The 23,058-nt window shown below is 41.2% G+C and carries 18 protein-coding genes; 12 read left to right on the top strand and 6 right to left on the bottom strand.

Annotation, left to right across the window (positions count from 1 at the left end; all coding sequences use genetic code 11):
* The first annotated feature begins 20 nt into the window (after positions 1 to 20).
* The 4 genes from HC643_RS12725 (at position 21) to crtO (ending at position 5,770) form a co-directional block, all read left to right on the top strand.
* Positions 21 to 1,397: a cytochrome P450 gene (locus tag HC643_RS12725; protein WP_038078753.1), complete on the top strand. Its 1,377-nt coding sequence runs from the start codon at positions 21 to 23 to the stop codon at positions 1,395 to 1,397.
* Positions 1,398 to 1,657: 260 nt separating this feature from the next.
* Positions 1,658 to 3,001 (top strand): cytochrome P450, encoded by a 1,344-nt coding sequence (locus HC643_RS12720; protein WP_038078754.1) that lies wholly within the window; start codon positions 1,658 to 1,660, stop codon positions 2,999 to 3,001.
* Positions 3,002 to 3,090: 89 nt separating this feature from the next.
* Positions 3,091 to 3,825, top strand: coding sequence for an LmeA family phospholipid-binding protein (locus HC643_RS12715; protein ID WP_038078755.1), 735 nt, complete (start codon positions 3,091 to 3,093; stop codon positions 3,823 to 3,825).
* Positions 3,826 to 4,075: 250 nt separating this feature from the next.
* Positions 4,076 to 5,770: a beta-carotene ketolase CrtO gene (crtO, locus tag HC643_RS12710; RefSeq protein ID WP_038078756.1), complete on the top strand. Its 1,695-nt coding sequence runs from the start codon at positions 4,076 to 4,078 to the stop codon at positions 5,768 to 5,770.
* Between the two features lie 71 nt (positions 5,771 to 5,841).
* Here crtO and HC643_RS12705 read toward each other — a convergent pair whose 3' ends face one another.
* Together HC643_RS12705 and HC643_RS12700 are read right to left on the bottom strand one after the other, a co-directional pair.
* Complete coding sequence (locus HC643_RS12705; RefSeq protein ID WP_153021457.1) at positions 5,842 to 6,000, bottom strand: hypothetical protein; 159 nt, start codon at positions 5,998 to 6,000, stop codon at positions 5,842 to 5,844.
* 42 nt (positions 6,001 to 6,042) lie between these two features.
* Positions 6,043 to 7,425: a collagen-like triple helix repeat-containing protein gene (locus HC643_RS12700; protein ID WP_237265873.1), complete on the bottom strand. Its 1,383-nt coding sequence runs from the start codon at positions 7,423 to 7,425 to the stop codon at positions 6,043 to 6,045.
* 185 nt (positions 7,426 to 7,610) lie between these two features.
* On the opposite strand from HC643_RS12700, the gene HC643_RS12695 reads away from it, so the two are divergent.
* Together HC643_RS12695 and HC643_RS12690 are read left to right on the top strand one after the other, a co-directional pair.
* Positions 7,611 to 7,973, top strand: a complete 363-nt coding sequence (locus tag HC643_RS12695; RefSeq protein ID WP_038078758.1) for a hypothetical protein — start codon at positions 7,611 to 7,613, stop codon at positions 7,971 to 7,973.
* A gap of 5 nt (positions 7,974 to 7,978) precedes the next feature.
* Positions 7,979 to 8,410, top strand: coding sequence for an HNH endonuclease (locus HC643_RS12690; RefSeq protein WP_038078759.1), 432 nt, complete (start codon positions 7,979 to 7,981; stop codon positions 8,408 to 8,410).
* Positions 8,411 to 8,496: 86 nt separating this feature from the next.
* On the opposite strand, the gene HC643_RS12685 is transcribed toward HC643_RS12690, so the two are convergent.
* The gene (locus HC643_RS12685) at positions 8,497 to 9,498 is read right to left on the bottom strand and encodes an alpha/beta hydrolase (protein ID WP_038078760.1); all 1,002 of its coding nucleotides are present in this window, start codon (positions 9,496 to 9,498) and stop codon (positions 8,497 to 8,499) included.
* Positions 9,499 to 10,509: 1,011 nt separating this feature from the next.
* On the opposite strand from HC643_RS12685, the gene HC643_RS12680 reads away from it, so the two are divergent.
* From HC643_RS12680 to HC643_RS12655, 6 genes are all read left to right on the top strand, one after another.
* A complete protein-coding gene (locus tag HC643_RS12680) occupies positions 10,510 to 10,707 on the top strand; it encodes a hypothetical protein (RefSeq protein WP_038078761.1) in 198 nt (65 codons plus the stop codon).
* 47 nt (positions 10,708 to 10,754) lie between these two features.
* The gene (locus HC643_RS12675) at positions 10,755 to 10,988 is read left to right on the top strand and encodes a hypothetical protein (protein ID WP_038078763.1); all 234 of its coding nucleotides are present in this window, start codon (positions 10,755 to 10,757) and stop codon (positions 10,986 to 10,988) included.
* A 228-nt stretch (positions 10,989 to 11,216) separates the two neighbouring features.
* Positions 11,217 to 12,317 carry a cyclic nucleotide-binding domain-containing protein gene (locus HC643_RS12670; protein WP_038078764.1) on the top strand — a complete coding sequence of 367 codons (1,101 nt, stop codon included), beginning with the start codon at positions 11,217 to 11,219 and terminating at the stop codon, positions 12,315 to 12,317.
* A 68-nt stretch (positions 12,318 to 12,385) separates the two neighbouring features.
* Positions 12,386 to 13,825 (top strand): NHLP bacteriocin system secretion protein, encoded by a 1,440-nt coding sequence (locus tag HC643_RS12665; protein ID WP_038078765.1) that lies wholly within the window; start codon positions 12,386 to 12,388, stop codon positions 13,823 to 13,825.
* 3 nt (positions 13,826 to 13,828) lie between these two features.
* Positions 13,829 to 16,081, top strand: coding sequence for an NHLP family bacteriocin export ABC transporter peptidase/permease/ATPase subunit (locus HC643_RS12660; RefSeq protein ID WP_038078767.1), 2,253 nt, complete (start codon positions 13,829 to 13,831; stop codon positions 16,079 to 16,081).
* A gap of 87 nt (positions 16,082 to 16,168) precedes the next feature.
* The gene (locus HC643_RS12655) at positions 16,169 to 19,105 is read left to right on the top strand and encodes an NHLP bacteriocin export ABC transporter permease/ATPase subunit (RefSeq protein ID WP_038078768.1); all 2,937 of its coding nucleotides are present in this window, start codon (positions 16,169 to 16,171) and stop codon (positions 19,103 to 19,105) included.
* Positions 19,106 to 19,635: 530 nt separating this feature from the next.
* Here the strand turns inward: HC643_RS12655 and HC643_RS12650 are convergent.
* The 3 genes from HC643_RS12650 to HC643_RS12640 form a co-directional block, all read right to left on the bottom strand.
* Entirely contained in the window at positions 19,636 to 20,466 is an 831-nt protein-coding gene (locus tag HC643_RS12650; RefSeq protein ID WP_038078771.1) for a MinD/ParA family ATP-binding protein, read from the bottom strand.
* Between the two features lie 75 nt (positions 20,467 to 20,541).
* A complete protein-coding gene (locus tag HC643_RS12645; RefSeq protein WP_272899737.1) occupies positions 20,542 to 21,630 on the bottom strand; it encodes a Tll0287-like domain-containing protein in 1,089 nt (362 codons plus the stop codon).
* Between the two features lie 391 nt (positions 21,631 to 22,021).
* Entirely contained in the window at positions 22,022 to 22,933 is a 912-nt protein-coding gene (locus HC643_RS12640; protein WP_050045728.1) for a histidine kinase, read from the bottom strand.
* Between the last annotated feature and the right edge of the window lie 125 nt (positions 22,934 to 23,058).

The raw sequence follows: 23,058 nt of genomic DNA, 5'->3' as shown, positions 1-23,058 counted from the left end.
CGGTGAGATAACAAGATATGATGAAACTACCAAACACTGTCCGAACTCCAGGTCTTATCCAAATTCTACATTGGATTCTCAGCCCTATGGCGCAAATGGAAGCCTGTGCCAAACGCTATGGTGACATTTTTACACTAAACTTGATGCAACCAGTTGTTTTTGTTAGCAATCCTCAAGCGCTACAACAAATATTAACTAGTGATACAAAAGAATTTGAAGCACCTAGCGATTGGAATACTGTGTTTGAACCAATGCTTGGGAAGAATTCCGTAATTACTTTAAGCGGAGAAGCACACCGAAGACAACGGCAATTATTAATGCCTCCATTTCACGGTGACAGAATGAAAGTCTACGGACAAGTGATGAGCAAAGTTACTGAAGAAGTTATGAGTCAATGGCAAATAGATAAGCCATTTTCTCTGAGAAATGCAATGCAAACAATTGCTTTGCGCGTTATCATGCAAGCCGTATTTGGATTGTATGATAGCGATCGCGCTGAAGAAATAGAAAAAACTTTATGTTTGTTGTTAGATGAACGCGAAAATACTCCTATAAGAGTTCTTCAACTCTATTTTCCTGCTTTACAAAAAGATTTGGGACCGCAAAGCCCTTGGGGAAGATTTCTTCGCAATCGAGCAAAAGTTCACCAACTTCTACAAGAGGAAATTCAAGAACGACGAGAAAAACCAGACGCATCCCGCACTGATATCCTAAGCTTGCTTATGGCTGCTACAGATGAAGATGGTCAGCCGATGACAGATGAAGAATTACGCGACGAGTTAGTGACCTTACTTACAGCCGGTCACGAAACAACCGCAACAGCCTTAACTTGGGCAATATACTGGATTCACAAGCTACCAGAAGTCAAAGAAAAACTGCAAGCAGAACTCGATTCGTTGAGCGCTCGCTTGGATTATAGTACCGTGTTGAAACTACCCTACCTCAATGCTGTGTGCTGTGAAACTCTCCGGATTTATCCAGTAGGAATGCTGACCTTTCCAAGGGTAGTCAAAACCCCTGTCTCAATGTGCGGTTACGACCTCGAACCCGGTACAATTCTACTTGGCTCAATTTACCTCACACATCAGCGCGAGGACTTATATCCCGAACCCAAGCAGTTTAAACCAGAACGTTTTTTAGAAAGGCAATTTTCGCCATACGAATATTTACCTTTTGGCGGTGGTGTCAGGCGCTGCATTGGTACTGCATTTGCTCAATTTGAGATGAAAGTGGTGTTAGCAACAATTCTGTCTCAACTTGACTTGGCGTTAGTTACAAAAGATGATATTAAACCAAAACGTCGTGGATTAGTCACAGGTCCTCATCGTCCCATAGAAATGGCAGTTGCAAGTCCGCATAGCATTAAATCTCAACTTTTGGAATCTATTTCCGGTTAAGTGTTCTATCTCCCTCACCTCTGTCCTCTGCGTACTCTGCGCCTGGTGCGGTTCAAAAGGAAAAATTTTCGGCGAATAGAATCCGGTATTATACAAACAAAGTCCGCCTAAGCGCAAAGCGCACGCTACGCGATGCCGCAGGCTATGCCCGTAAGGGCTATACGCGGACTAACGGTTGGAGATTTTGAAACCCACGTAGGTGGGTTTCGCCTGTATAGCCGCGAATTCTATTCGCCGGGGTAAAAATCAAAAAATTTATTATGAAATTACCGTTATTACAAACAATCCAATTAATAATCAACCCGATAAAGTTCTTAGAAAACAGTGCTGCTCGATATGGTGACCCTTTCTCAGTCCGAGTATTAGGACTGAATTCTCCACCTGTGGTATTTTTTAGTCATCCTCAAGCCATTGCAGAGTGCTTCGCAGTACCAGCTAAAGAGTTGGATTTTAAAAAAGCGACTCATGTGTTTGAACCTTTGTTTGGCTCAAATTCTATAGTTTTACAAGAAGGACGATCGCACAACCGACAGCGTCAGTTATTAATGCCACCTTTTCATGGCGATCGCATGAAAACTTACGGTGAAGCTATTTGCAATATAACAGAAGAAGCCACACAAAACTGGCAAGTAGGGACAATAGTTTCTATGCAAAAAATTATGCCAGATATCACTTTGCAAATTATTCTGCAAGTTGTCTTTGGTCTTCGTCCAGGCGATCGCTATCAACAACTTAGAAAAAAATTAACTTCATTACTAGAAGATATTACAAAACCATTATACTCTACTTTCTTTTTCTTTCCACCACTCCAGAAAGATTTAGGTACGTGGAGTCCTTGGGGAAATTACAAAAAACGGATTGAGGACATTGATAAACTCATTTATGCAGAAATTTCCGAACGCCGGGTGGAAAATAAGAATTTAGACAGTAATTCTCGCACAGATGTTCTCAGCCTGTTAATGTCAGCGAGTGACGAAGACGGGCAAAAAATGACAGATATAGAGTTACGCGACCAATTAGTCTCACTATTACTTTTAGGATATGAAACTACAGCTGCTGTTTTAACTTGGGTATTTTATTTAATTCACTCTCACCCACAAGTCAAAGATAATTTGTTAAAAGAACTAAATAGTTTGGACAGTAAAGCCTCTCCTGAAGACATAACTCAACTTCCCTATTTGAGTGCTGTTTGCCAAGAAACTCTGAGAGTGCATCCCATTGCCTTAATTTGCACCCCAAGAATGGTTAAAGATAAAGTAGAGATTGCAGGTCAGAAATATGAATTTGGAACAGTTTTAGTTCCCTGTATCTACTTAGCACATCAGCGTCTTGAAACTTATCCAGAACCAAAAAAATTTCTCCCGGAGAGATTTTTAGAGCGGAAATTTTCGCCTTATGAATATTTGCCTTTTGGTGGAGGTTATCGCGGTTGCATTGGTACAGCATTTTCCATGTACGAGCTAAAATTAGTGTTGGCAACAATTTTGATGCGCTTTCAATTAGAACTGGCTGACAATCGTCCAGTACATCCAGTGCGTAGGGGAATTACCATTGTTCCTTCAGGGGGCGTTAAGATGGTTATAAAAAGTATTAGCGATGGATGAGATTTTCTATATCTTCATGCAGATACACTTCCTAACTATCCACGTCTAAATTAGGCGATAAGAGATGTAGGGTAGGAGATAGTGAATTTATGTTGGAACAGCAAAAAATTGAAGAACAAATGCTGTCACAAGTTGCAGAAAAGACGCTATCTCAGCAGATGGATAGTGCAGACAAAATAGAAGTAGACGTACAAACAGATCTGCTGAAGATAATTCAGGGAGAAGCTGATGGAGTTTCGGTTGCAGGTCGAGGGCTAGTTATAAAAGATATCCGCTTGCAGGAATTAGTACTGCAAACAGATGGTATTTCTGTTAATCCTTTAAGTGCTCTGTTTGGTCAAGTTGAGCTTAACAAACCAGTCAATGCAACTGCTCGTGTTGTGCTTGCAGAAGCAGATATAAACAATGCTTTGAAGTCAAACTACATTCGCAGCAAAATACCAGATTTTTATTTGAATGTAGATGACAGAATTGTCACCCTTAAGCCACAAGAAATACAGATTTACTTGCCAGGAAATGGTAAGATGACGTTTAATGGAAAAATCCTGGTACAAGATCGAGGTAAGACTCAATCGGTATGTTTTGCAGCAATGGCTAGTCCCCGGACTCAGGATAAACCCGTGATGCTAGAAAATTTCAACTGCACGGAGGGAGAAGGGATAGCTCTAGATATAGTTGTTGCTTTAATGGAAAAGGTAAAAGAACTGCTTGCTCTACCATATTTTGTATTTGAGGATATGGCTATAAGAGTGAAAGAGATGAAAGTACAAAAGGAAAGCTTAATACTTTTGGTAGAAGCTTATGTAAAACATCTACCTTCGTAGAGCGATCGGCAAGCAGTAACTGAAAGCTTAAAATTGGGAAATTGAATTTTTGAATGTAGCTTTTAGGTTTAGTAATGTTAAGGGTTAACCTTGACTAATCTCGACTGCATTCAGATCCCCGACTTCTTTAAGAAGTCGGGGATCTGAATGCGGTATCTTCCTAAAGGTTAATTTTTCTAACTCACGAGCGATGAAAGGTGACTGAGGATTTTCTAATATCTGAAGTATATCGAGAGGCTTGAAATAAATTATGCAAACGTATGATGTTGTAATTATTGGAGCAGGACACAACGGGTTAGTTTGTGCTGCGTACTTGTTAAAAGCGGGTTACAGCGTCTTGCTATTGGAAAAGCGTTCTGTTCCCGGTGGTGCAGCAACAACAGAAGAATGTTTGCCAAAGGAAGCACCAGGATTTAAGTTTAACTTGTGTGCTATTGACCACGAATTTATTCACTTAGGACCAGTTGTAGAAGAATTAGAGCTTCACAAGTACGGCTTAGAATATTTAGAGTGCGATCCAGTTGTTTTCTGTCCCCATCCTGATGGAAAGTATTTCTTAGGTCATAAATCTTTAGAAAAAACTTGTGCAGAAATCGCTCGTTATAGCGATCGCGATGCCAAAAAATACGCAGAATTTACAAATTATTGGCAGCGAGCACTTGGTGCAATGATTCCCATGTTTAACGCACCACCAAAATCAGTATTAGATATACTAGGCAATTACGATATTGCAAAGATAAAAGATTTATTTTCAGTGATAGGTTCTCCTAACAAAACGCTGGATTTTATTCGCAACATGATGACCAGCGCAGAAGATCTTCTCAATGAGTGGTTTGATTCAGAATTTTTGAAAGCACCCCTTGCAAGACTCGCTGCTGAATTAGGTGCGCCACCCTCACAGAAAACCATTGCTATTGGTGCAATTATGATGGCAATGCGTCACGACCCCGGTATGGCAAGACCTCGTGGTGGTACTGGGGCATTAGTACAAGCTCTCGTTAATTTAGTAACAAGTAAGGGCGGTACAATCTTAACGGATCGACAAGTTAAGAAGATTTTGATAGATGATGGTCGTGCAGTCGGCGTACAAGTTGAAAACGGTACGGAGTATCGTGCTAAATATGGAGTTATCTCTAATATTGATGCCAAGCGACTCTTTTTACAATTAATGGATACAAGCGATGTAGACGCAGCCGATCCCAATCTTAGAGAAAGATTAGAACGCCGCATTGTCAATAACAACGAAACGATCCTCAAGATAGATTTAGCTTTAAACGAAGCTCCACGTTTTGAACGCTACCAACATAGAGATGAATATCTCATTGGCTCTGTATTAATTGCTGATTCTATCGCCCATGTAGAGCAGGCTCATAGTAAATGTACTTTGGGAGAAATTCCAGATTCCGACCCATCCATGTACGTAGTAGTGCCAACAATGCTAGATCCATCAATGGCACCACCAGGAAAACACACTGTATGGATTGAGTTTTTTGCCCCATATCAAATTGCCAATGCAAATGGTACGGGATTAAAAGGTACTGGTTGGACAGATGAACTTAAGAATAAAGTTGCAGATAGAGTCGTTGATAAATTAGCAGAGTACGCACCGAATGTGAAAGATGCAATAATAGCCCGTCGTGTAGAAAGTCCGGCAGAGTTGGGAGAAAGATTGGGTGCGTATAAGGGGAATTACTACCACATTGATATGACCTTAGATCAAATGGTATTTTTCCGTCCTTTGCCAGAAATAGCGAACTACAAAACACCAATTGAAAATCTGTTCCTGACAGGTGCGGGGACTCATCCAGGTGGTTCCATTTCAGGAATGCCGGGACGCAATTGTGCGCGAGTCTTTTTGCAAACAAAGCATCCCATAGCCCAGACTTTGAAAGATGCACGGGATTCTATTAAGTCCACTGTTGAGTCTGTGTTCAAGATTAATTAATGACACCAGTTTTTGAACAGTAATGCTTTCTCGCAGTCCCCACCTAAAAATACTAAAAAGACATTTACATTTTAGGTGGGGTTAGGGAAAGTCAGTATAAAAAGTGGAGCTACATTGTAGTAGAAGTGAATGGTGGGCAGTGTCCACCATTCTTGAAAATCTTGCAGTCCATCAAAATCATTATCAAGTATTAAATAGCGATCGCAGGTATTGCTGCTACTGCTTGACATCTGAAGCAAATAGTGAAATTTCCATGACTGCGGATTTTTCCTTTAGCGAGCTAATTTCACTTCTATTGGTTGGTTTGGAATGATAAACATTAAATTTGCTCTGTCTGGTTTTTCTTCTGTAGTGGGAGTTAACTTAAGCCATTCATGAAAACTTATTCCTAATTTTGCGATCGCTTGTACTTCTAATTGATATGCCTCAAAACGGCGATTTGTTTCAACCATTGATTCTATGACTTCCAAAATTTGAGGAAGTCGTTTGTAAGCCTCTTGCTTCAAATCATCTTTATTGGGACCGAACCAACCTCCTTTAACTTCAACTTGAGTTAAAATTGCGGCTGGTAAAGAATCTATCCATTGATTGGGGTCTTGCACTAGCTTAATCAGGTTTTCACGTTGCATATCAAATACATCATTTTCATCCAAGTTTGGATCCAGCCATTGATAAATTCGAGTCAATCTCCGCAAATCAATTTGACCTTTAAACTTAGGAAGTAGATATGCAGATGGATTGGAGGTTAACAAAAGTTCCACGTATTTTTGAATCCGCGATCGCAAAACATTTGCCCCTTCCTGAAAGCGGTGAAGCGCCGTTTCATGTTCTTCTAATTCCAAATAGCAACGTGCTTCAGCGAGATAGGCTAAAGACAACGTTAGCAGATATTCGTCAGCAATTTGGCTCTTTTGCTCTAGTTCTGTATCTGTATAGCCAGTGTAAATGTGTTCTGCTTCTAAAAAGCGGTTGATAGCTTGTAAAGCGCTGCTTCTGCGATTTTCAGGTTTGCTCATTGTAAAAGCGTTAACAGCTAAATCTAGGGCAGCACGAAAATTAGCATAATAGCCAATGTCGATTTTACGATTAATTTTGTTTAAAAGTTCTTCTGCTTGGTGTAGACGTTGTTCTAATTCTTTAAGACGCTGTGCTATGACAGCAAAACCCATTACCGAGATACCAAGATTAAGCATACTGGCAGCAGTAGTTACTTGCAAAATCCCTTGAGTAAGTTGTAGACTGTGCTCTACAGCACCTAACTGATTTTCAATGCCACCCAATCGCTGATTGACATCAGCTAGTTCTTTTCCTGTCACAGCCGCACCAACAGCTGTTGCTAATAAGTTTCCTCCTGAAATAACAAGATTACTTAAACTTGCTTGTTCTACTCCAATTAGTTTTTGATTGACATTTGAAAGTCCTGTGCCTGTAATAGCTGCATTAGCTACCGAACCAACTGCGTTTGTTCCAGACAATATTAAGTTCAGGAGATTATTTGAAGAGGAAGAAGAATTTAGTTGAACATCTCTTAACCAAGCAGCAACTTGTTTTGTTGCAACATACCGAATCACACCTCCAACTCGTTCCAAAGTTCCATCTGCCAATCCCTTGACAATCCAATCTGCAAGTAAAAATGTTGCTGTTACTGGTATCACAATGTTCTCCTAGTTGCTAAATTAGGTTATTAGCTAGCATTGGCTAATCGTTAACCCTTGCGTCTCATTCAGTATTCCCAAGCACTGCTAGTATTTAACAACTCGAGTAGCTGCGAGTTTAAACCTTTTATATACTCGTGTAACTCTTGTTTATAATGGAAGTTAAAAGACAAAGCTGGTAAGAGATGGTTGAAATCGTCACTATAGAACTTCCTGAGATGCTAGCACAACAGGTCAAAGAATTTGCTGCCCTTACCCATCGACGACTTGAAGATGTATTAGTAGAATTCATTGACCGCGCCATTACTGACTTACCTGTAGAGTCATTGCCGAATGAACAGCTTTTGGCTTTGTGCGATCTACAGATGGTTCCTCAACAGCAAGAGTCTTTGAGCGATCTCTTGGCACGTAACCGGGAAGGTCAACTTAATGAGTTAGATGTGAGCCAATTAGATGAACTAATGCAGATCTACCGACGAGGATTGGTGCGTAAAGCAAAAGCTTTGAAAGTCGCTGTTGAACGGGGATTAAAACCTCCTCTCAACTAACGGCGATGACTCGAAGTTACATTCCTATTGAAATAGAACGTCGTGTTCGGAAAGATGCCCGTAACCGTTGTGGTTATTGCTTAAGTCCTCAGCATCTAGTTATGGCTCGTTTGGAAATTGAACATCTTACCCCAATTTCCAAAGGAGGCAGTAATGATGAATCAAATTTGTGGTTAGCTTGTCCTCTATGCAATGGCTATAAAAGTGATAAAACTACAGGGGTCGATCCGGAAACGGGAGACACTATCAAACTTTTTAACCCACGCACTCAAGTATGGTCCGAGCATTTTAACTGGAGTGAAGATGGTTTGCGTATTGTTGGGAAAACACCAACTGGTCGGGCAACAGTTGCAGTATTACATCTGAGTGACGATCCCGATGCAATAGAAGTTCGCAGTTACTGGGTATTAGCTGGTTGGCATCCACCAAAAAATTGAAAAGTACAATTACTAAACATTGTAGCGAAATTGCAAATATTTTGAGAAACCCACGTAGGTGGGTTTTGTTTGTATAGCGACGAATTCTATTCGTTATCAATAATTATTTTCTTATTGATGACAGCGAACATAACAGACAAATCTGAAGACACTCGTTGAGTTAAATTTAGGGTTTTCGCAGCAGTTTCAAATGTTTTTCCTTGCAGTATCTGATGACCAATTTCCATGAATTCAAACCAAGTAATATCGCTTTCAATATAAGATTTAGCTATAGTAATGAGTAAATCTTGGTATTGATTACCCTCAGATTTAGTCATCATGGTGTGAGGAATATCAAAAATTTTATCAAAGGAGAAATACCAGGACTTTGGTTGATGTTGAAGTGAATTTCTGAACAAATCTTCTAATTCACGACGCTCAATTGCGCGATCGCTTTCCGCAACAATCACAAAAATTGGTGCTATTGGTTGGTTTTTTACCTTTTCGAGGGTTTCTTCACCCAGATCTAAAAAAAGCCGTAAAGCCGGAACGCGAAATCCTTGATATCCAAAATTTCCAGGATTATCCTTATTTAACCATTCCACATAAATTGGTACAACTTCTATAAATAAATCTACTAGTGAATTAGTCCCACTAATATAAGGAGCAAACAGTATTGCTTTGTTAATTGCTTGGGGACGTTCTAGGGATAACCAAGCAGATATATTCCCCCCAGTAGAGAGTCCTCCTACTATAATTTTCTCCCCTAAAGTTTGTGCTACCTCTAACCAATAAAGAGCAAATTCTTGATAAACTTCTGCTTCCGTAGGAAGAGGAGGCGGATTATGACCATCCCAATTTCCTGCAACTCCATGACCGGGCTGTAAGGGAACTAAAACATTATAACCAGCTTCAAATAAGATTTTTCCTATTGGTTCAAACTGGTAAGGACCAGCTGTAAATCCATGAAAGAAAAGGCAAACTTTAGAAGTAGGCTGTGGGTGAAAAAAGAATTTTGAGCGGCAAGCATTATTTTTTACTGGAAGGTTATCTTCAAATGCTTTTGTTCGTTGAATGATGGTATCTATTATGGTGTTATAATTGGACATATTTATGATTCATATCTAAACAAAAGAAATTCTACGCTGCTGATACCGTCTGCCAGTAATGATTATACCCAAGTTAGAGCATACCTCAAAAACTTTGAAATCGATTTTTCCCGATTGTTAAATTATTTTGCCTGTAACTCACTTGTGCCATTTTTCTAGGTTGCACAGAAACGGGTTGAAAAAGATGCAACGGATATGCGATCGCCATCCTTTGGTAAAAGTACTTTTTAGTAGCAAATTTTACTTATCTTTGCTTCATCTTCAGTTTCTGACTGAGTAAGGTTCAATACGGTTCAGCTAACAATATCTCATCCTTGAAGATCCCCACAACCCCGCGATCGAAAGGGCGCTAGAGTGTGGGAAACCCGTCTATAAGACTGGACTCATACTAAATCCGCGTCTTATACCCCTTTTATAATTGAGTCCGCGCAGGCGGTGAGTCCAGGGAAAGCAGGCGGGTTTCCCGCGCCCTGGGGACTGGCGAACCCGGAGGGACTTCGTTTGTATAGCCGTGATTTCTAATCACTAGGGCTTATTGGGATGATAAAAACGGATTCGGTATCACCGCACGCAACTTCTCTGGTACACCTCTGCGGTATAACCCGTATAATACTGAGTGTTAATAATTTCCTGGAAATCAATAATTCCAGAAAGTGGAACGGGTGTCCTTAACCGTTCTATACTAATGGCGGGCTAAAAGCCCCGCACAGCGATCCTCTCCCCACACAAAAAATTTTAGCCAATTTTTGATTTGGAAGCGCCTTGGTTATATTGTGAACTTTTCCTCCTACTTAAGTCATAAGCAGATTTACTTGTAGGAGCAACTTTAGTCAAAGAAGGTTTATCTATTTTGTTGAAGCAGGAATCAAGACGTTTTTCAGATGTTTGTTCTTAGTTCAACCTCTAGGATAGAAATCATAAAGGAATTGAGAAAACTCCTAAATTAATTTCGAGTTACTCAATTCTAAAGTAATGTTTTCATTTTCATGAATTCCAATTAGGAGGAATACTATGCCTAACCATCATGAATTTCAAAAACAGAATCAGTTCTCCAGTAACTCCAAACAAATTTTTGAATTAGATGATAGTGACTTAGATAATATTGTTGGTGGTGTTACTAGTGGCGAACAAGCTAGAAAAGAGGCAGAAAAGGTTAGAGAAACTCTAGGCAGGGTTCAATACGTTTTGAACCAAAATAGCTTTTCATAAATGCCTCTATTTTATCAATCTATAACAATTGAAAAAAAGGAAACATTATGTCAGATGAAGTTTTTGAAGACAGTGCAGATGTAGAGCTTACAGAGCAAGAATTAGAGGTTGTAGCAGGAGGTACAGAGGAAAATCATAAGTTTGTTTCTCACCTAACCAATTCCGGCCCCGATCGCAGTTCAACACTAGTTCTCAAGTCGATGAATGCAGTTGCTTCTGCTTTTCAGTTTATCGCCTTGGATCTAAATGATGTTTCTACGACTAGAGCTGTAGAGAATTAAGTGCTAAGCTCCTCATGTTCAAACACTTGCACTTGTTAAAGTTCAATATTGCACTGCTATCAAGAACGCTATTGAGTGTAGTCTGTATGGACAACGCAAAGCCGATATCCCACTAACTCTTAGTTTTCATATTGGCAAGCGTTGCCCATCCTACCTTTATTAAAAAACGGCTGCAAGTGATTAGCAAAGATATTCTCCCGCTCTTCTTAAACTCAAGGGAGTCAAATTATGACAGAGGTTCTACTGAAAGAACTTAGTAATAGCGATATTGACTGGATGTTGGCGACGGGTATCAGAGAAGAAATTCCTCCCGGTAGAGTTCTTATCCGTCAAGGTCAGCCTGTTAATGCACTACATATCCTGTTAGATGGTGCTTTGGCAGTTTCCATCTCTCAAGCTAGTGATAATCCATTAGGTCGAGCTTTTGCCGCCTTAGAAGGTGGCGAAATGTCAGAGCGTGAAATCGCGCTGATATCAAGTGGTGAGGTAGTGGGAGAAATGCCCTTTATAGAAGCTTATCAACCCTCTACTTCTGTTAAAGCGCTAAAAAAGTCCCTAATACTATCGATTCCACAACAGGAATTAGTGACAAAACTACAACAAGATGTCAGTTTTGCAGCCCATCTTTACCGAGCAAGTGCAATTCTGCTTGCAGACAGATTGGAGAGGATAGTCAACCAACTTGGTCATAGCACGCTTGTTCTTGCTCAACCCCAGCTTAGAGAAATCCTGTTTATTTTTGCACAATTGCATGATAGTGATATCGATTGGTTAATTGCCGCTGGTAATGTAAACAGAATTTTTGCAGGATCTGTCCTCATTCATGCAGGAAGACCGGCTGAAGCACTCCATATCCTATTAGATGGAAAAATGACCCTTTCTGTCTTTGAGGATGAGCGCAATCCCTTAGCTCGCGCTTTTTCAAGCTTAGAAAACAGCGAAACTCCAGAGCGTGAGTTCGGCAGATTATCTCGAGGTGGGATAGTAGGAGAAACGCCCTTTGTCGAAGCTCGTCCACCCTTTGTTACTGTCAAAGCATTAGAAAACTCTCTTGTATTGTCTATTCCTCGATGGAGACTAGCAGCAAAATTGTTGCATGACGTAAGTTTTGCTGCGCGATTTTATCGAGTGCTTGCAGTTTTGTTAGCAGACAAACAGCAGGCAATAGTCAGTCGGCTAGGTTATGGCAGGCTTATTTACAGCACTGGTCAGCCCTTAGATAAAAACTTGAAATATGAAAATGAACTGAGTTCCGATTTTTTGGCTCAAGTAGCACTGGCTGGAGCCAGATTTGATTGGATGTTAAAAAGAATTCTTGGGAATAGTTAGTGCTTAGTTGCGTATTAACAACTAATCATTAACAAATAATAACTCACAACTAACAACTAATAAAAATAATGGTAACTCCAAAAAATAACTTGTTTCGCCAACAAGCTTTAGAACATTCATCTTCTCCCGAACAGCTAGATCAACTGATGCAAGTCGTCAGCCCTAAGAAGTGGTTACCGTTGGCTGCTTTAGGCACACTGGTTGCAGCAGGGCTAAGCTGGAGTATCGTGGGTCGTATCCCTATTACCGTTACGGGTCAGGGAGTACTTGTTTATCCTAGCAAGGTTGTGACGTTTCAAGCATCAAGCTCCGGTCAGTTGCAAAGCATAAATGTACGTGTTGGGGATTTCGTTAGGAAAGGACAGGTGCTAGCTACAATCTCCCAATCAGAACTGCAAAAACAACTTTTGCAGCAGTATGCCAAGCTAGCAGAACTCAAAGCTCAAAATCAGGATGCTAGTTTGCTTCAAACCCAACGCAGCAAGCTGGAAATCATAGCAATGCAACAGCAGCGCCAAAGCTTGCAACAACGCCTTGTAGAAGCTCAGTCCCTAACTCCAATTATTAGGGATAAAGACATAGGCGCAATTCAGCAACAGCGACAAAATCTCAAACAACGCCTTTTGGAATCTAAGTCTTTGACTCCTACTCTCAAAGACAGACTCGAGCGGCGCAAAAAGTTAAAGATCGAAGGGGCGATTTCAGAAGATACGCTCTTAGAAGCGCAACAAACTTACCTTGATGGTATTAAAAAAATTGCCGATCTTGAAGACCAGTTAAAGCAATTGGATATCAATCAGGTTCAAGCTGAAAAATCCTATCGTGAAAATAGGAGCCAAATTGCTGATATTAAAACCCAGTTAAAAGAACTAGATAGTAAGGAAAAAATTCTGGCTGAGCAAAATTTTCAATCCGCAATTACCCGACAAAATCAAATTCAAGAATTAAAACGGAATATTACTCAAATAGAATTGCAATTAAATAACAATAGCCATATAAAGAGCGAATATACCGGACGCATTTTGGAACTTACCATAACTCCCGGACAAATTCTCAGTCAAGGAACTCGTATTGGGTCAATAGAAGCGCAAGAGCCATCTGCTAAACTAGCGAGCGTTGCATTTTTTCCAGTGAGCGAAGGCAAGAAGATTCAAAAGGGTATGACATTGCAAATTACACCCTCTACAGTTAAGCGAGAACGCTTTGGCGGAATTGTGGGCACTGTTAAGAAAGTATCTTCTTTTCCTATTACTAAAGAGGGTGCCTCTAATATGATAGGCAACCCCGAAATCGTAGAAAGTTTAATGACTCAGGGTCCTCACCTCCAAGTCATAGCCGAACTTCAACCAGACACTTCCACCTTCAGTCACTACAAGTGGTCTTCTTCTAAAGGTCCGCAGATGAAAATGTCTCCTGGAATTACTACCTCTGTACGAGTGACTGTGGAGGAACAAGCGCCCATCACCTTTGTCTTTCCCATCCTTAGATCCTGGAGCGGTATCCAATAATCTATGTTTCTACGAAATTTATTTTTTTGGCGCAAGCGCATCCGGCGTCGTACACCGACTCTTTTGCAAATGGAGGCAGTGGAATGCGGTGCTGCTGCCTTAGGTATTATTTTAGGTTATTATGGTCGAATTGTCGCACTTTCAAGACTTCGTCAAGACTGCGGAGTCTCGCGAGACGGAAGCAAAGCTTCTAATATTCTTAATGCTGCTAGAAGTTATGGTCTGAAGGCAAAAGGTTTTAAAATAGATTTGGAAGCCTTGCAAGAACTGGAATGTCCCTATATTGTATTTTGGAACTTCAACCATTATTTGGTGGTAGAAGGATTTGGTAGGGAACGAGTTTATCTTAACGACCCCGCATCTGGAGTGCGTACTGTTTCTTTACAAGAATTCAGTGATGCCTATACTGGTGTTGTGTTGGTTCTCGAGCCCGGTCCGGGGTTTAAAAAAGGAGGTCGCAAACCCAATACACTCCTGGCTCTATGGCAAAGGCTGCAAAAGTCTGGAGGGGCGCTAGCCTACTCCGTGTTCGCAGGATTTCTGCTTGTAATTCCCGGATTGGCAATACCAACATTCTCTCAGGTTTTTATAGACAATGTTTTGATTGAGGGTAGAAACGACTGGTTGCGACCGCTCATTTTGGGGATCGTTCTTGTAGCGGGGCTGATGGGATTTTTAACTCTACTACAGTTGCAATCCCTGCGTCACATGAAAATTAAGCTATCTGTGGGGATGTCCAGTCAGTTCCTATGGCATATTTTGCGTCTACCTGTCAGTTTTTACGACCAACGCTTTGCTGGGGAAATTAGCAATCGCGTCCAACTGAACGATAAGTTAGCTGACATTCTCTCAGGTAAGTTAGCGACTACAGCGATCGCAGCAGTGACAGTTGTTTTTTACGCAGCTGTCATGCTGCAGTATGACACTGTCTTAACCTCGATTGGAATCGCCTTTGTCGCTGTCAATCTTCTTGCATTGCAATGGGTGAGGAGATGGCGCGTAGATGCAAATATGAGATTGCAACAGGATGAAGGAAAAGTAGCTGGAGTTTCGATTTCTGGTCTTCAGAGTATGGAAACACTAAAAGCATCCGGTTTGGAGTCAGATTTCTTTTCCCGATGGGCTGGCTATTATGCTAAGTCAATTAATGCCAAGCAGGAAATGGATGTAACAAACCAAACTTTAGGAGTGCTACCGTCTTTTCTTTCCACACTTTCCTCCATGCTGCTTTTGGTTGTGGGCGGTTTCCGGGTGATAGATGGATATTTAAGCATTGGAATGCTAGTGGCTTTTCAGAGTTTAATGCAAGCATTTTTACAACCTGTTAACGAGCTTGTGACTCTTGGAAGTAACCTCCAAGAAGTAGAAGGCGATTTGAATCGTTTAGATGATGTTTTACGCAACCCTATAGATTCGCAATTGGAACAAGGGGAAAAGGATAAGAGGAAAGGGGGTAAGAAAGCAAGGGAGCAGGGAGAAAATGATGGTTTACTTTCTCTTCCACCTTCTCTATCTCATGCCAAATTACAGGGATATGTCGAGTTAAAGAATATTACTTTTGGGTATAACCGTGTTGCTCCTCCCTTGATTGAAAACTTTAATCTTTCGCTCAAACCGGGACAGCGAGTTGCTTTGGTGGGGGGAAGCGGTTCTGGCAAGTCTACAATTGCCAAACTAGTATGTGGGCTCTATGAACCTTGGGAAGGTGACATTTGCTTCGATGGTAAACTCAGAGGGCAAATTCCTCGCCAAGTACTTGCAAATTCGATTGCTTTGGTGGAGCAGGATATTTTTCTGTTTGCAGGCAGTGTTAGGGACAATTTAACTCTATGGGATACCACTGTACCTGACAATTACATTATGCGGGCTTGTCAAGACGCAGCGATTCATGATGTTGTGCTCTCAATGCCAAGAGGTTACAGTACCCATCTCCTAGAAGGTGCTAGCAACTTGAGTGGAGGACAGCGACAGCGTTTGGAAATAGCCCGAGCTTTAGTAAATAACCCCACCATCTTAGTGATGGATGAAGCTACTAGCGCCCTTGATACCGAGACGGAAAAAATTATTGACCGCAAACTCCGCCAGCGAGGTTGTACTTGTATTATTGTGGCGCATCGATTAAGTACCATCCGGGATTGTGATGAAATTATTGTCTTGGAGCGGGGAAAGGTCGTTCAAAGAGGAACTCATGAAGAATTAAAGAATATCGAGGGTGCCTACTTGCAATTAATTCGCAGTGAAGGGGAAGCACTTTAGATTGAGTCTGGGGGTTTGGGGAGAAAGTGAATTGGTATTTAAAAGTTAAAAAAGAAATTTTTAATTTGAATTGGAGCAAAGCGATTCATGGTCGAGCAAATTAAGTTTGGAATAGCGCAGCAGCAATATATTATTAAAGGTAATGAACCAATCCTGCTAGACGATCGCGAGACAGTTTGGGTTGTAAAATCTGGTTCTTTAGCACTTTTTAGCATTAAAGTCAAACACGGTATTGCAGAAGGTTCTCGTCGTTATTTATTCAACGTAGAAGCGTCGGAGGCAATGTTCTCAACTACACCAAGTTCTCAAGACGAGGTGTGCCAAATTCTCGCGGTGTCGATGGAGGAGACAGAACTCATTAGAGTGCCAGTAGAAGATTTTAGCAAATGGATTGTTAAAGGCGATCGCCAAGCAATTGCTTTGGTAGAGAATTGGATTCATCGATTCAGCTCTTTACTATCCGACGTTACTGCACCCACAATGCCAGTGCAACCTGAAGGCATAAACTACTTTTCTTTAGGGAGTGGCGATATTTTCCAGCCTCAGCATGACACTGTAACTTGGGTGCAAATCCAGCAAGGGTGTGTCAACTGGATGGGGTTTGAGGAACTGCCACTTTTGCCTTTATCCGGAATATTGCCCTTAGACTCAAAGATGTGGTTGCAGGCTACAGATGAAGTCGAGCTATCCAGTGAGGATATCTCTGCAATTCAAGATGCAGATACCTTAGCAGACAGTTTAACTTTGCTAGCAACTTATTTCCTCGACTACATTCAGCTGTTGGAGCAGCAGGAAATTTCAGCAGAATTGCGTAGATTCCAGGAAAGAGAACGTCTCAATTATCAGGTGATGAAAGAGACATTAGGAGAACTTTCATCCGTACTGCAACAGAGAAAAACCGTCTTTTACCCAGCGGTCACACCAACGAGCGATCCGGACGAAGCTCTACTCATCGCCGCTGGTGCCGTGGGACGGGCTTTGGGAGTTACGATTCGCCCCCCTGCTAAGTCGGAAAATATTACAAGAATTCAAGACCCCTTAGAAGCGATCGCCCGAGCCTCGCAAATCAGGATGCGTCGGATTGCATTAACCGATCGGTGGTGGAAGAAGGACTCGGGACCAATGCTAACCTACACCATAGAAGACAATCACCCAGTTGCCTTGTTACCCTTATCTGACAATCGCTACGAGATTTTCGATCCAGTAGCGCAGACCCGTACCCCTGTAAATGCCCGTACTACTTCCAAGCTAGTTCCCAATGCCTACGTATTTTACCGCCCTCTCCCTGAGAAAAAACTCAAAACTTGGGATTTACTTAAGTTTGCATTGCAAGGTCACTCAAGGGAATTGATTGTTATTTTGTGTACTGGTATTGCAACGACCTTGCTGGGAATGCTGACCCCAACAGCTACTGCCATTCTGATTGACAATGCAATCCCAGATGCTAAGCGAGAAGTGTTGATACAAATCGCTTTGGGTTTGCTAGCTGCTGCCTTTGGAGAAAGTATTTTTCAACTCACTCAAGGGTTTGCCATTATTAGGTTAGAAACTTTTGCAGATGCCTCTACCCAAGCAGCCGTATGGGATCGACTGTTGAATCTGAGGGCTTCCTTTTTTCGTCAATACTCTATTGGTGATTTGAACTCTCGGGTCAATGCTGTCACTCAAATCCGAGAGAAACTAAGTAGTACTGTTTTAAAAACTATTTTCTCCAGTCTTTTTTCATTGCTCAATTTGGGGCTGCTGTTTTACTATAACGTTTCATTAGCTTTGATAGCCTGCGTTGTAGCTCTTGTAAATATTGGGGTCACTGTCGTTTCTGGCATTCTCACCCTTCATAAGGTTCGCCCCCTGCTAGAGATAGAAGGGGAGATATCTGGTGTCATGGTGCAGTTGATCGATGGAGTTGCTAAACTCCGAGTCGCTGGGGCTGAAGCACGGGCTTTTGCCTACTGGGGTAAGCAGTACAGCCAACAGCTAAAACTCATGCTAAGTACGCAGGGGATAGAAGACTTTCTTACCGTCACCAATAAGGTGCTACCACCTTTAACAAATGCCATCCTTTTTTGGTTTGCTGTCCAGACATTAAATACAACATCCGGACAACAACTGAATGCAGGAGCCTTGTCTACTGGTACTTTTTTGGCATTTAACTCTGCTTATGCCACTTTTATTAGTGGAGCAACCAGTCTCAGCAGTACGGTTGTGGATGTTTTAGAAGTCTTACCTTTGTGGAATCGAGCACAGCCAATTCTTTCAGCGACACCGGAATTAAATTCTAGCAAAACCGATCCTGGTAGATTATCAGGTAGAGTGGTTGTAGACCATGTGGTTTTCCGCTATGGAAATGATGGACCCCTCACATTAGATGATGTGAGTATTCGAGCTGAGCCAGGAGAGTATATTGCGATTGTGGGACCTTCTGGAAGCGGTAAATCTACTTTGTTCCGGTTACTGCTGGGATTTGACTTTCCAGAATCAGGAACCATTTACTACGACGGACAAGATTTGGCTGGGTTGGATGTCAATGCAGTACGCCGACAGTTAGGTGTGGTCATACAAAATAGCCGAATGATGTCAGGTTCTATCTTTGAGAATATTGCTAGTGGTGCGCTAGTGACGATGGATGAAGCGTGGGAAGCAGCCCGAGCCTCTGGTTTGGCGGATGATATCGAAGCTATGCCAATGGGTATGCATACTGTAGTCAGTGAAGGAGGTTCTAACCTCTCTGGAGGGCAAAGACAACGGCTGTTAATTGCTCGCGCACTGGTGTTGAAACCCCGGATTTTGCTATTTGACGAAGCGACTAGTGCTTTAGATAACAGAACGCAAGCTATTGTCAGTCAAAGTTTAGAGCGGCTGCAAGTGACTCGAATTGCGATCGCTCACCGATTCAGCACGATCCGTAACGCTAACCGGATTTATGTACTCCAGAGCGGTAGAGTTGTGCAACACGGTAGTTTCGAGGAACTGGCACATCAACAGGGGCTGTTTTCCCAGCTTATGGCGCGGCAAATGCTGTGATTGTATTGAAAAACCTTGCTCTGCTTTCTGGTGAAGGTAGAGTTTGTATATTATACTACAAACAAACTTATTTATTTTTGCACTTGGGAAGTCGATCTGTCAGTTGTGGAAGCGGAAGGAAGTATTTTCAGAGGCCTGAAGTACGAGGGCAGAGGGTAGAAGAACCCCTGCCTAAAGACCTAAGGTGGTGTACACAAGTCTTATATAGTGCATTCATTGCGGTTTCGATCCCCCCTAACCCCCCTTAAAAAAGGGGGGAACTTCATTCCAATTCTCCCTTTTCACGATGTTTCATCTCTTTTGTAGAGATCTGTACACCACCGTAGGGGTAAAGACAGGGGATTGAAACAAGGACGCTGTTTTTTCTTGTCCTACGCATCTCGGAAAAACATCTTTTTTTAGTGGGCGCTACTCCCACAACGCGCATTTTTATTTCAGAGGGAAGGAGGTATTCTGCCTCCTTCCCTTTGCCTTTCTTTGTAAGTCCCCTCGCCCTGACAGTTTGCAATTAACAGAATAAAACCGCAGTCTTATCTTCGTCCGTTGAACCAACTGAGTGGAGTTTTGAAGTTCATCGAACTCTTATTATCCTCAAAGAGAATTTGCTTTGCGATCGCACTTACACCTTGAGTCCAAGGATGGTTGGGATAGCGCAAGCAAAAAACATCACGACTGCCTAATTGAAACATTTCTTCAGAAACTGGTAAGATGCTAGCTACAGTTGTGTTGTAACTTTTTTGCATTTGTTGTGCTATCGCTTGAAAGTTGAGAGATGGCAGTGCCTTATTCACTACTAACAGCATTTTAGGCACCTCTAACTTGCGAGCAACATCTACAGTGACAGCAGTACCCTGGTAGTCTTGGTGGTCTGGACGCAGGATGATAACTAAGACATGAGAAATGATAATAGAAAGCAGGGTTTCTTCGTTAATACCAGGGTGAGTATCAATAAACAGGTAATCTAGTTTCAAGCGGCGACTGAGATTGCGGAAGCTGTCATTAAGCAGGCGTGCGTCGTATCCTTCACGCAGTATTCGAGATATTTCCCCAGTTTTAATGCTAGAGGGAATCAGATGAATACTACCCCCGATCGCAGCACCTTTGTGACTTAGATTAAGAATTTGCGTAACATCGTAGGCAGCATTTTCAATAGCACAGCGCCCCCACAGATAATCATTTAGAGTGTAGCCTATCTTTTCCTCATTCAGACCGAAAAGCACGTGGATTCCAGGCGACTGAATATCAGTATCCACAATACCAATCCGTTTACCGGAACGAGCCATAATAGTTGCTAGGTTAGCAGTTACGTTTGATTTGCCTGTTCCACCACGGAATGAATGGATTGACACAATTTTAGACATGATGTATTTCCAAATATTTAATAGTTTCTGAAAAGAAAGGAAGAATATTAGTTTTTCCTTGGAGCGTTGATTCTTCTATTCATCAGAATTTGCCCAGTTATTTCTAATAGCTTTTGCTTGTGCGCTTAAATTCTGGAAGTAGTCAGCTTCTACAATTTCAGACACTTCACGAGCCTTCTTAGTTTCGTTAATTCTAATACTAAGTTCGCGCATTTGTTGTTTCATGCGTTGCTCGCGATCGTAGACTTCACAAACCATTCTCAGGAAGATACGCCCTAGATGACCTAACTCATCAGTGCGCTTAGCGATCGCAACTAAATTTTTGAATTCAAATTCTTCAGCTTGACTGTAAACAAATGTATTTGTGCTAATTTTCTGAGCCAGTTGCGCCATTGGTTTGAGAGGATCGATGACATTTCGCTTTAGTAAAAGATTAATTGTAAGAAGAACCAGGGTAAAGACACCAATAAAAATTGCAATAAATAAAGAAAAAGCCTGAGAAGCTCTGTTATAAACCTCACTTACGGGAAAATAAACAACTTGAGATGCAACAATTTCATTGAGCTTCCAGCCAAAACCATTCTCTGTCCCATAAGTTTTTAAATGATTTTTAGGTGCAATTTCCGGAGTACTATGGCATTGAAGACAACTGGATTTTTTTATAGTAAAAGGACGAGCACTATAAAACACTTTTTCTCCATACAAATCTCGAAATCCTGATAAGATTTGCAAATTTGGTCGATCGCGAAACTTATTTATAAGATTTGTTTCAAAATCATCCGCTTTATCTCGTAGATTAGTGGGATTAAGAGTAGCATCTTTGTAATAATAATCTCTATATTCTTTATTTTTACGTAAATTTTCAAATACCTCTCTAACTGCAAAACTCGGTACTATTTCTGGGATAAAATTTTGTTGATTATCTGGATTAGAGGTTAATAGAGTTGTTATATTGATGGTTGTATACTCTCTTAATGAATTTATCATTTGCATGATAACTTGCCCTCTGTAATTTATTTCATCTTCCGATCTTTGCTCAAGTGCTTTAGATAAAGCAAAACTACTGATTAAGATAGCACCAATAAAAACGATTGAAAGAAGTAGAGTAAATTTGGTAGTAAGCTTGGAATGGTATAATATCGCTTTTTTAATTTTTGTCCACATAATAATTAACTACCAATATTAAAGTCAATGACAATTCTTGATTAGATAAAATTTTATTGCTGTTTTTTCTTCATCTTAATTACTTTAGAGTAAACATTATCTCAAGCACTATGTGATAGCAAAGCTTACCCTATTTGTATTTAAAAAATTAAATAAAACTCCTGTAGTAAACTGAGATAAGGAACTATATCAATCGTAGAGATTCAAGCCAAATCAAACATCTGAAAAACGTCTTGAATTCTAGATGGACGCAATAGACAAATTTCCTCTGACTAAAGTCGAGTCAAGAAGTATAATTACTTAAAATTAAAGTCATAAAAAACTGTAGCTTACAGCGTATTGCAACCTTTCTACGCTCTTTTCAGATGCAAACGATCCATATCCCCTGTAGTTAGATGCGTTTGTTGTAATTCATTGCTAGGTAATCTTGAGGAGAGAAAGAAACTGTCACATCGTGTTTCTGTTCCAATGGGAGTTGTATCTGTGGTGGTATAGTGTGGATGCGTAGCGCACGGAGAGAATTGCGAATTTCCTGCATAGTGGTGACTCCCACCCGTTGCGCTTGTGTTAAAAACTCTTGTGCTTGATTCGGATCGATAGACCAGAATTTCAGAGCGCTTTGTATCTGAATGTTGATGGCTGCTAACGCGTGACCCAAAGCATCATAGCTTTCGCAAGCAACGTGGTGTCGTGCTTGGAGTGCAATGAGTTTTTGCTGTTGTTGGATATATTGTCGCCACCTTTGTTGCTCTCGTGCTAGTTGCTGTTGAATCTGTTGCGTTATTAGCACCTGCTGCATTAATTGCGTAAGTAATAACAACACAATTCCAAACCAAAAAACATCGCTCCACTGGCTCATCCATTGTTGCGATAACTGGCTGAACGCAAGGAGTTTGTGAGTGCTGTAAAGTTGTTGCATTCGTGCAAGCAACACAATTCCAAAAGCTAACCCCGCTATTATCCAACGCCCTTGCAATGGCAACATAAAGAAACAGCGAATCATGAGGATTAGTAACAGAATTGATAACAGCCACAACGCTCCGCTAAAAGGTAGCCATATCAAAACTAGACTAAAGTGCATGCATACATAGATAGTTTTAGTAGCAAATTTATCTATGTATGAGGTAACGCCAAGTAATGCAAATACAGCCAGCACGAGCAGATCTGAGACTTTGTGCTGCCATATTTGTGGTGCTAATACAAGTTCGAGAAAGCTAGCCATGCTTGCTATCGCAAGGAACCCCCATTCCAAGTAAAGCAAACAGCGGATGGGATGAGATTGAGTTTTAAGCCAGTAATTCATAGTAGCAGTATAGAGAAAGTAACCTGCGATACGGCTGTACTCCGTTAAGCCTCCGGCTTATCGCAATGCACAACGTTTCGATCGGACTTGCAAATCTTTCGATTTATAGCTTTTTGGTTTGTAGT

The sequence above is a fragment of the Tolypothrix bouteillei VB521301 genome (assembly GCF_000760695.4).
Taxonomy (GTDB): Bacteria; Cyanobacteriota; Cyanobacteriia; order Cyanobacteriales; family Nostocaceae; genus Scytonema; species Scytonema bouteillei_A.
This window is presented reverse-complemented; position numbering and strand designations above follow the sequence as displayed.

Bases quoted from the DNA above. Each gene is read 5' to 3' on its own strand.
- HC643_RS12705 (WP_153021457.1), bottom strand. From the start codon at position 6,000: ATGTCAAGCAGTAGCAGCAATACCTGCGATCGCTATTTAATACTTGAT.
- HC643_RS12645 (WP_272899737.1), bottom strand. From the start codon at position 21,630: ATGTGGACAAAAATTAAAAAAGCGATATTATACCATTCCAAGCTTACT.
- HC643_RS12720 (WP_038078754.1), top strand. From the start codon at position 1,658: ATGAAATTACCGTTATTACAAACAATCCAATTAATAATCAACCCGATA.
- HC643_RS12680 (WP_038078761.1), top strand. From the start codon at position 10,510: ATGCCTAACCATCATGAATTTCAAAAACAGAATCAGTTCTCCAGTAAC.
- crtO (WP_038078756.1), top strand. From the start codon at position 4,076: ATGCAAACGTATGATGTTGTAATTATTGGAGCAGGACACAACGGGTTA.
- HC643_RS12695 (WP_038078758.1), top strand. From the start codon at position 7,611: ATGGTTGAAATCGTCACTATAGAACTTCCTGAGATGCTAGCACAACAG.
- HC643_RS12725 (WP_038078753.1), top strand. From the start codon at position 21: ATGAAACTACCAAACACTGTCCGAACTCCAGGTCTTATCCAAATTCTA.
- HC643_RS12665 (WP_038078765.1), top strand. From the start codon at position 12,386: ATGGTAACTCCAAAAAATAACTTGTTTCGCCAACAAGCTTTAGAACAT.
- HC643_RS12675 (WP_038078763.1), top strand. From the start codon at position 10,755: ATGTCAGATGAAGTTTTTGAAGACAGTGCAGATGTAGAGCTTACAGAG.
- HC643_RS12640 (WP_050045728.1), bottom strand. From the start codon at position 22,933: ATGAATTACTGGCTTAAAACTCAATCTCATCCCATCCGCTGTTTGCTT.
- HC643_RS12655 (WP_038078768.1), top strand. From the start codon at position 16,169: ATGGTCGAGCAAATTAAGTTTGGAATAGCGCAGCAGCAATATATTATT.
- HC643_RS12685 (WP_038078760.1), bottom strand. From the start codon at position 9,498: ATGTCCAATTATAACACCATAATAGATACCATCATTCAACGAACAAAA.
- HC643_RS12690 (WP_038078759.1), top strand. From the start codon at position 7,979: ATGACTCGAAGTTACATTCCTATTGAAATAGAACGTCGTGTTCGGAAA.
- HC643_RS12660 (WP_038078767.1), top strand. From the start codon at position 13,829: ATGTTTCTACGAAATTTATTTTTTTGGCGCAAGCGCATCCGGCGTCGT.
- HC643_RS12650 (WP_038078771.1), bottom strand. From the start codon at position 20,466: ATGTCTAAAATTGTGTCAATCCATTCATTCCGTGGTGGAACAGGCAAA.
- HC643_RS12670 (WP_038078764.1), top strand. From the start codon at position 11,217: ATGACAGAGGTTCTACTGAAAGAACTTAGTAATAGCGATATTGACTGG.
- HC643_RS12715 (WP_038078755.1), top strand. From the start codon at position 3,091: ATGTTGGAACAGCAAAAAATTGAAGAACAAATGCTGTCACAAGTTGCA.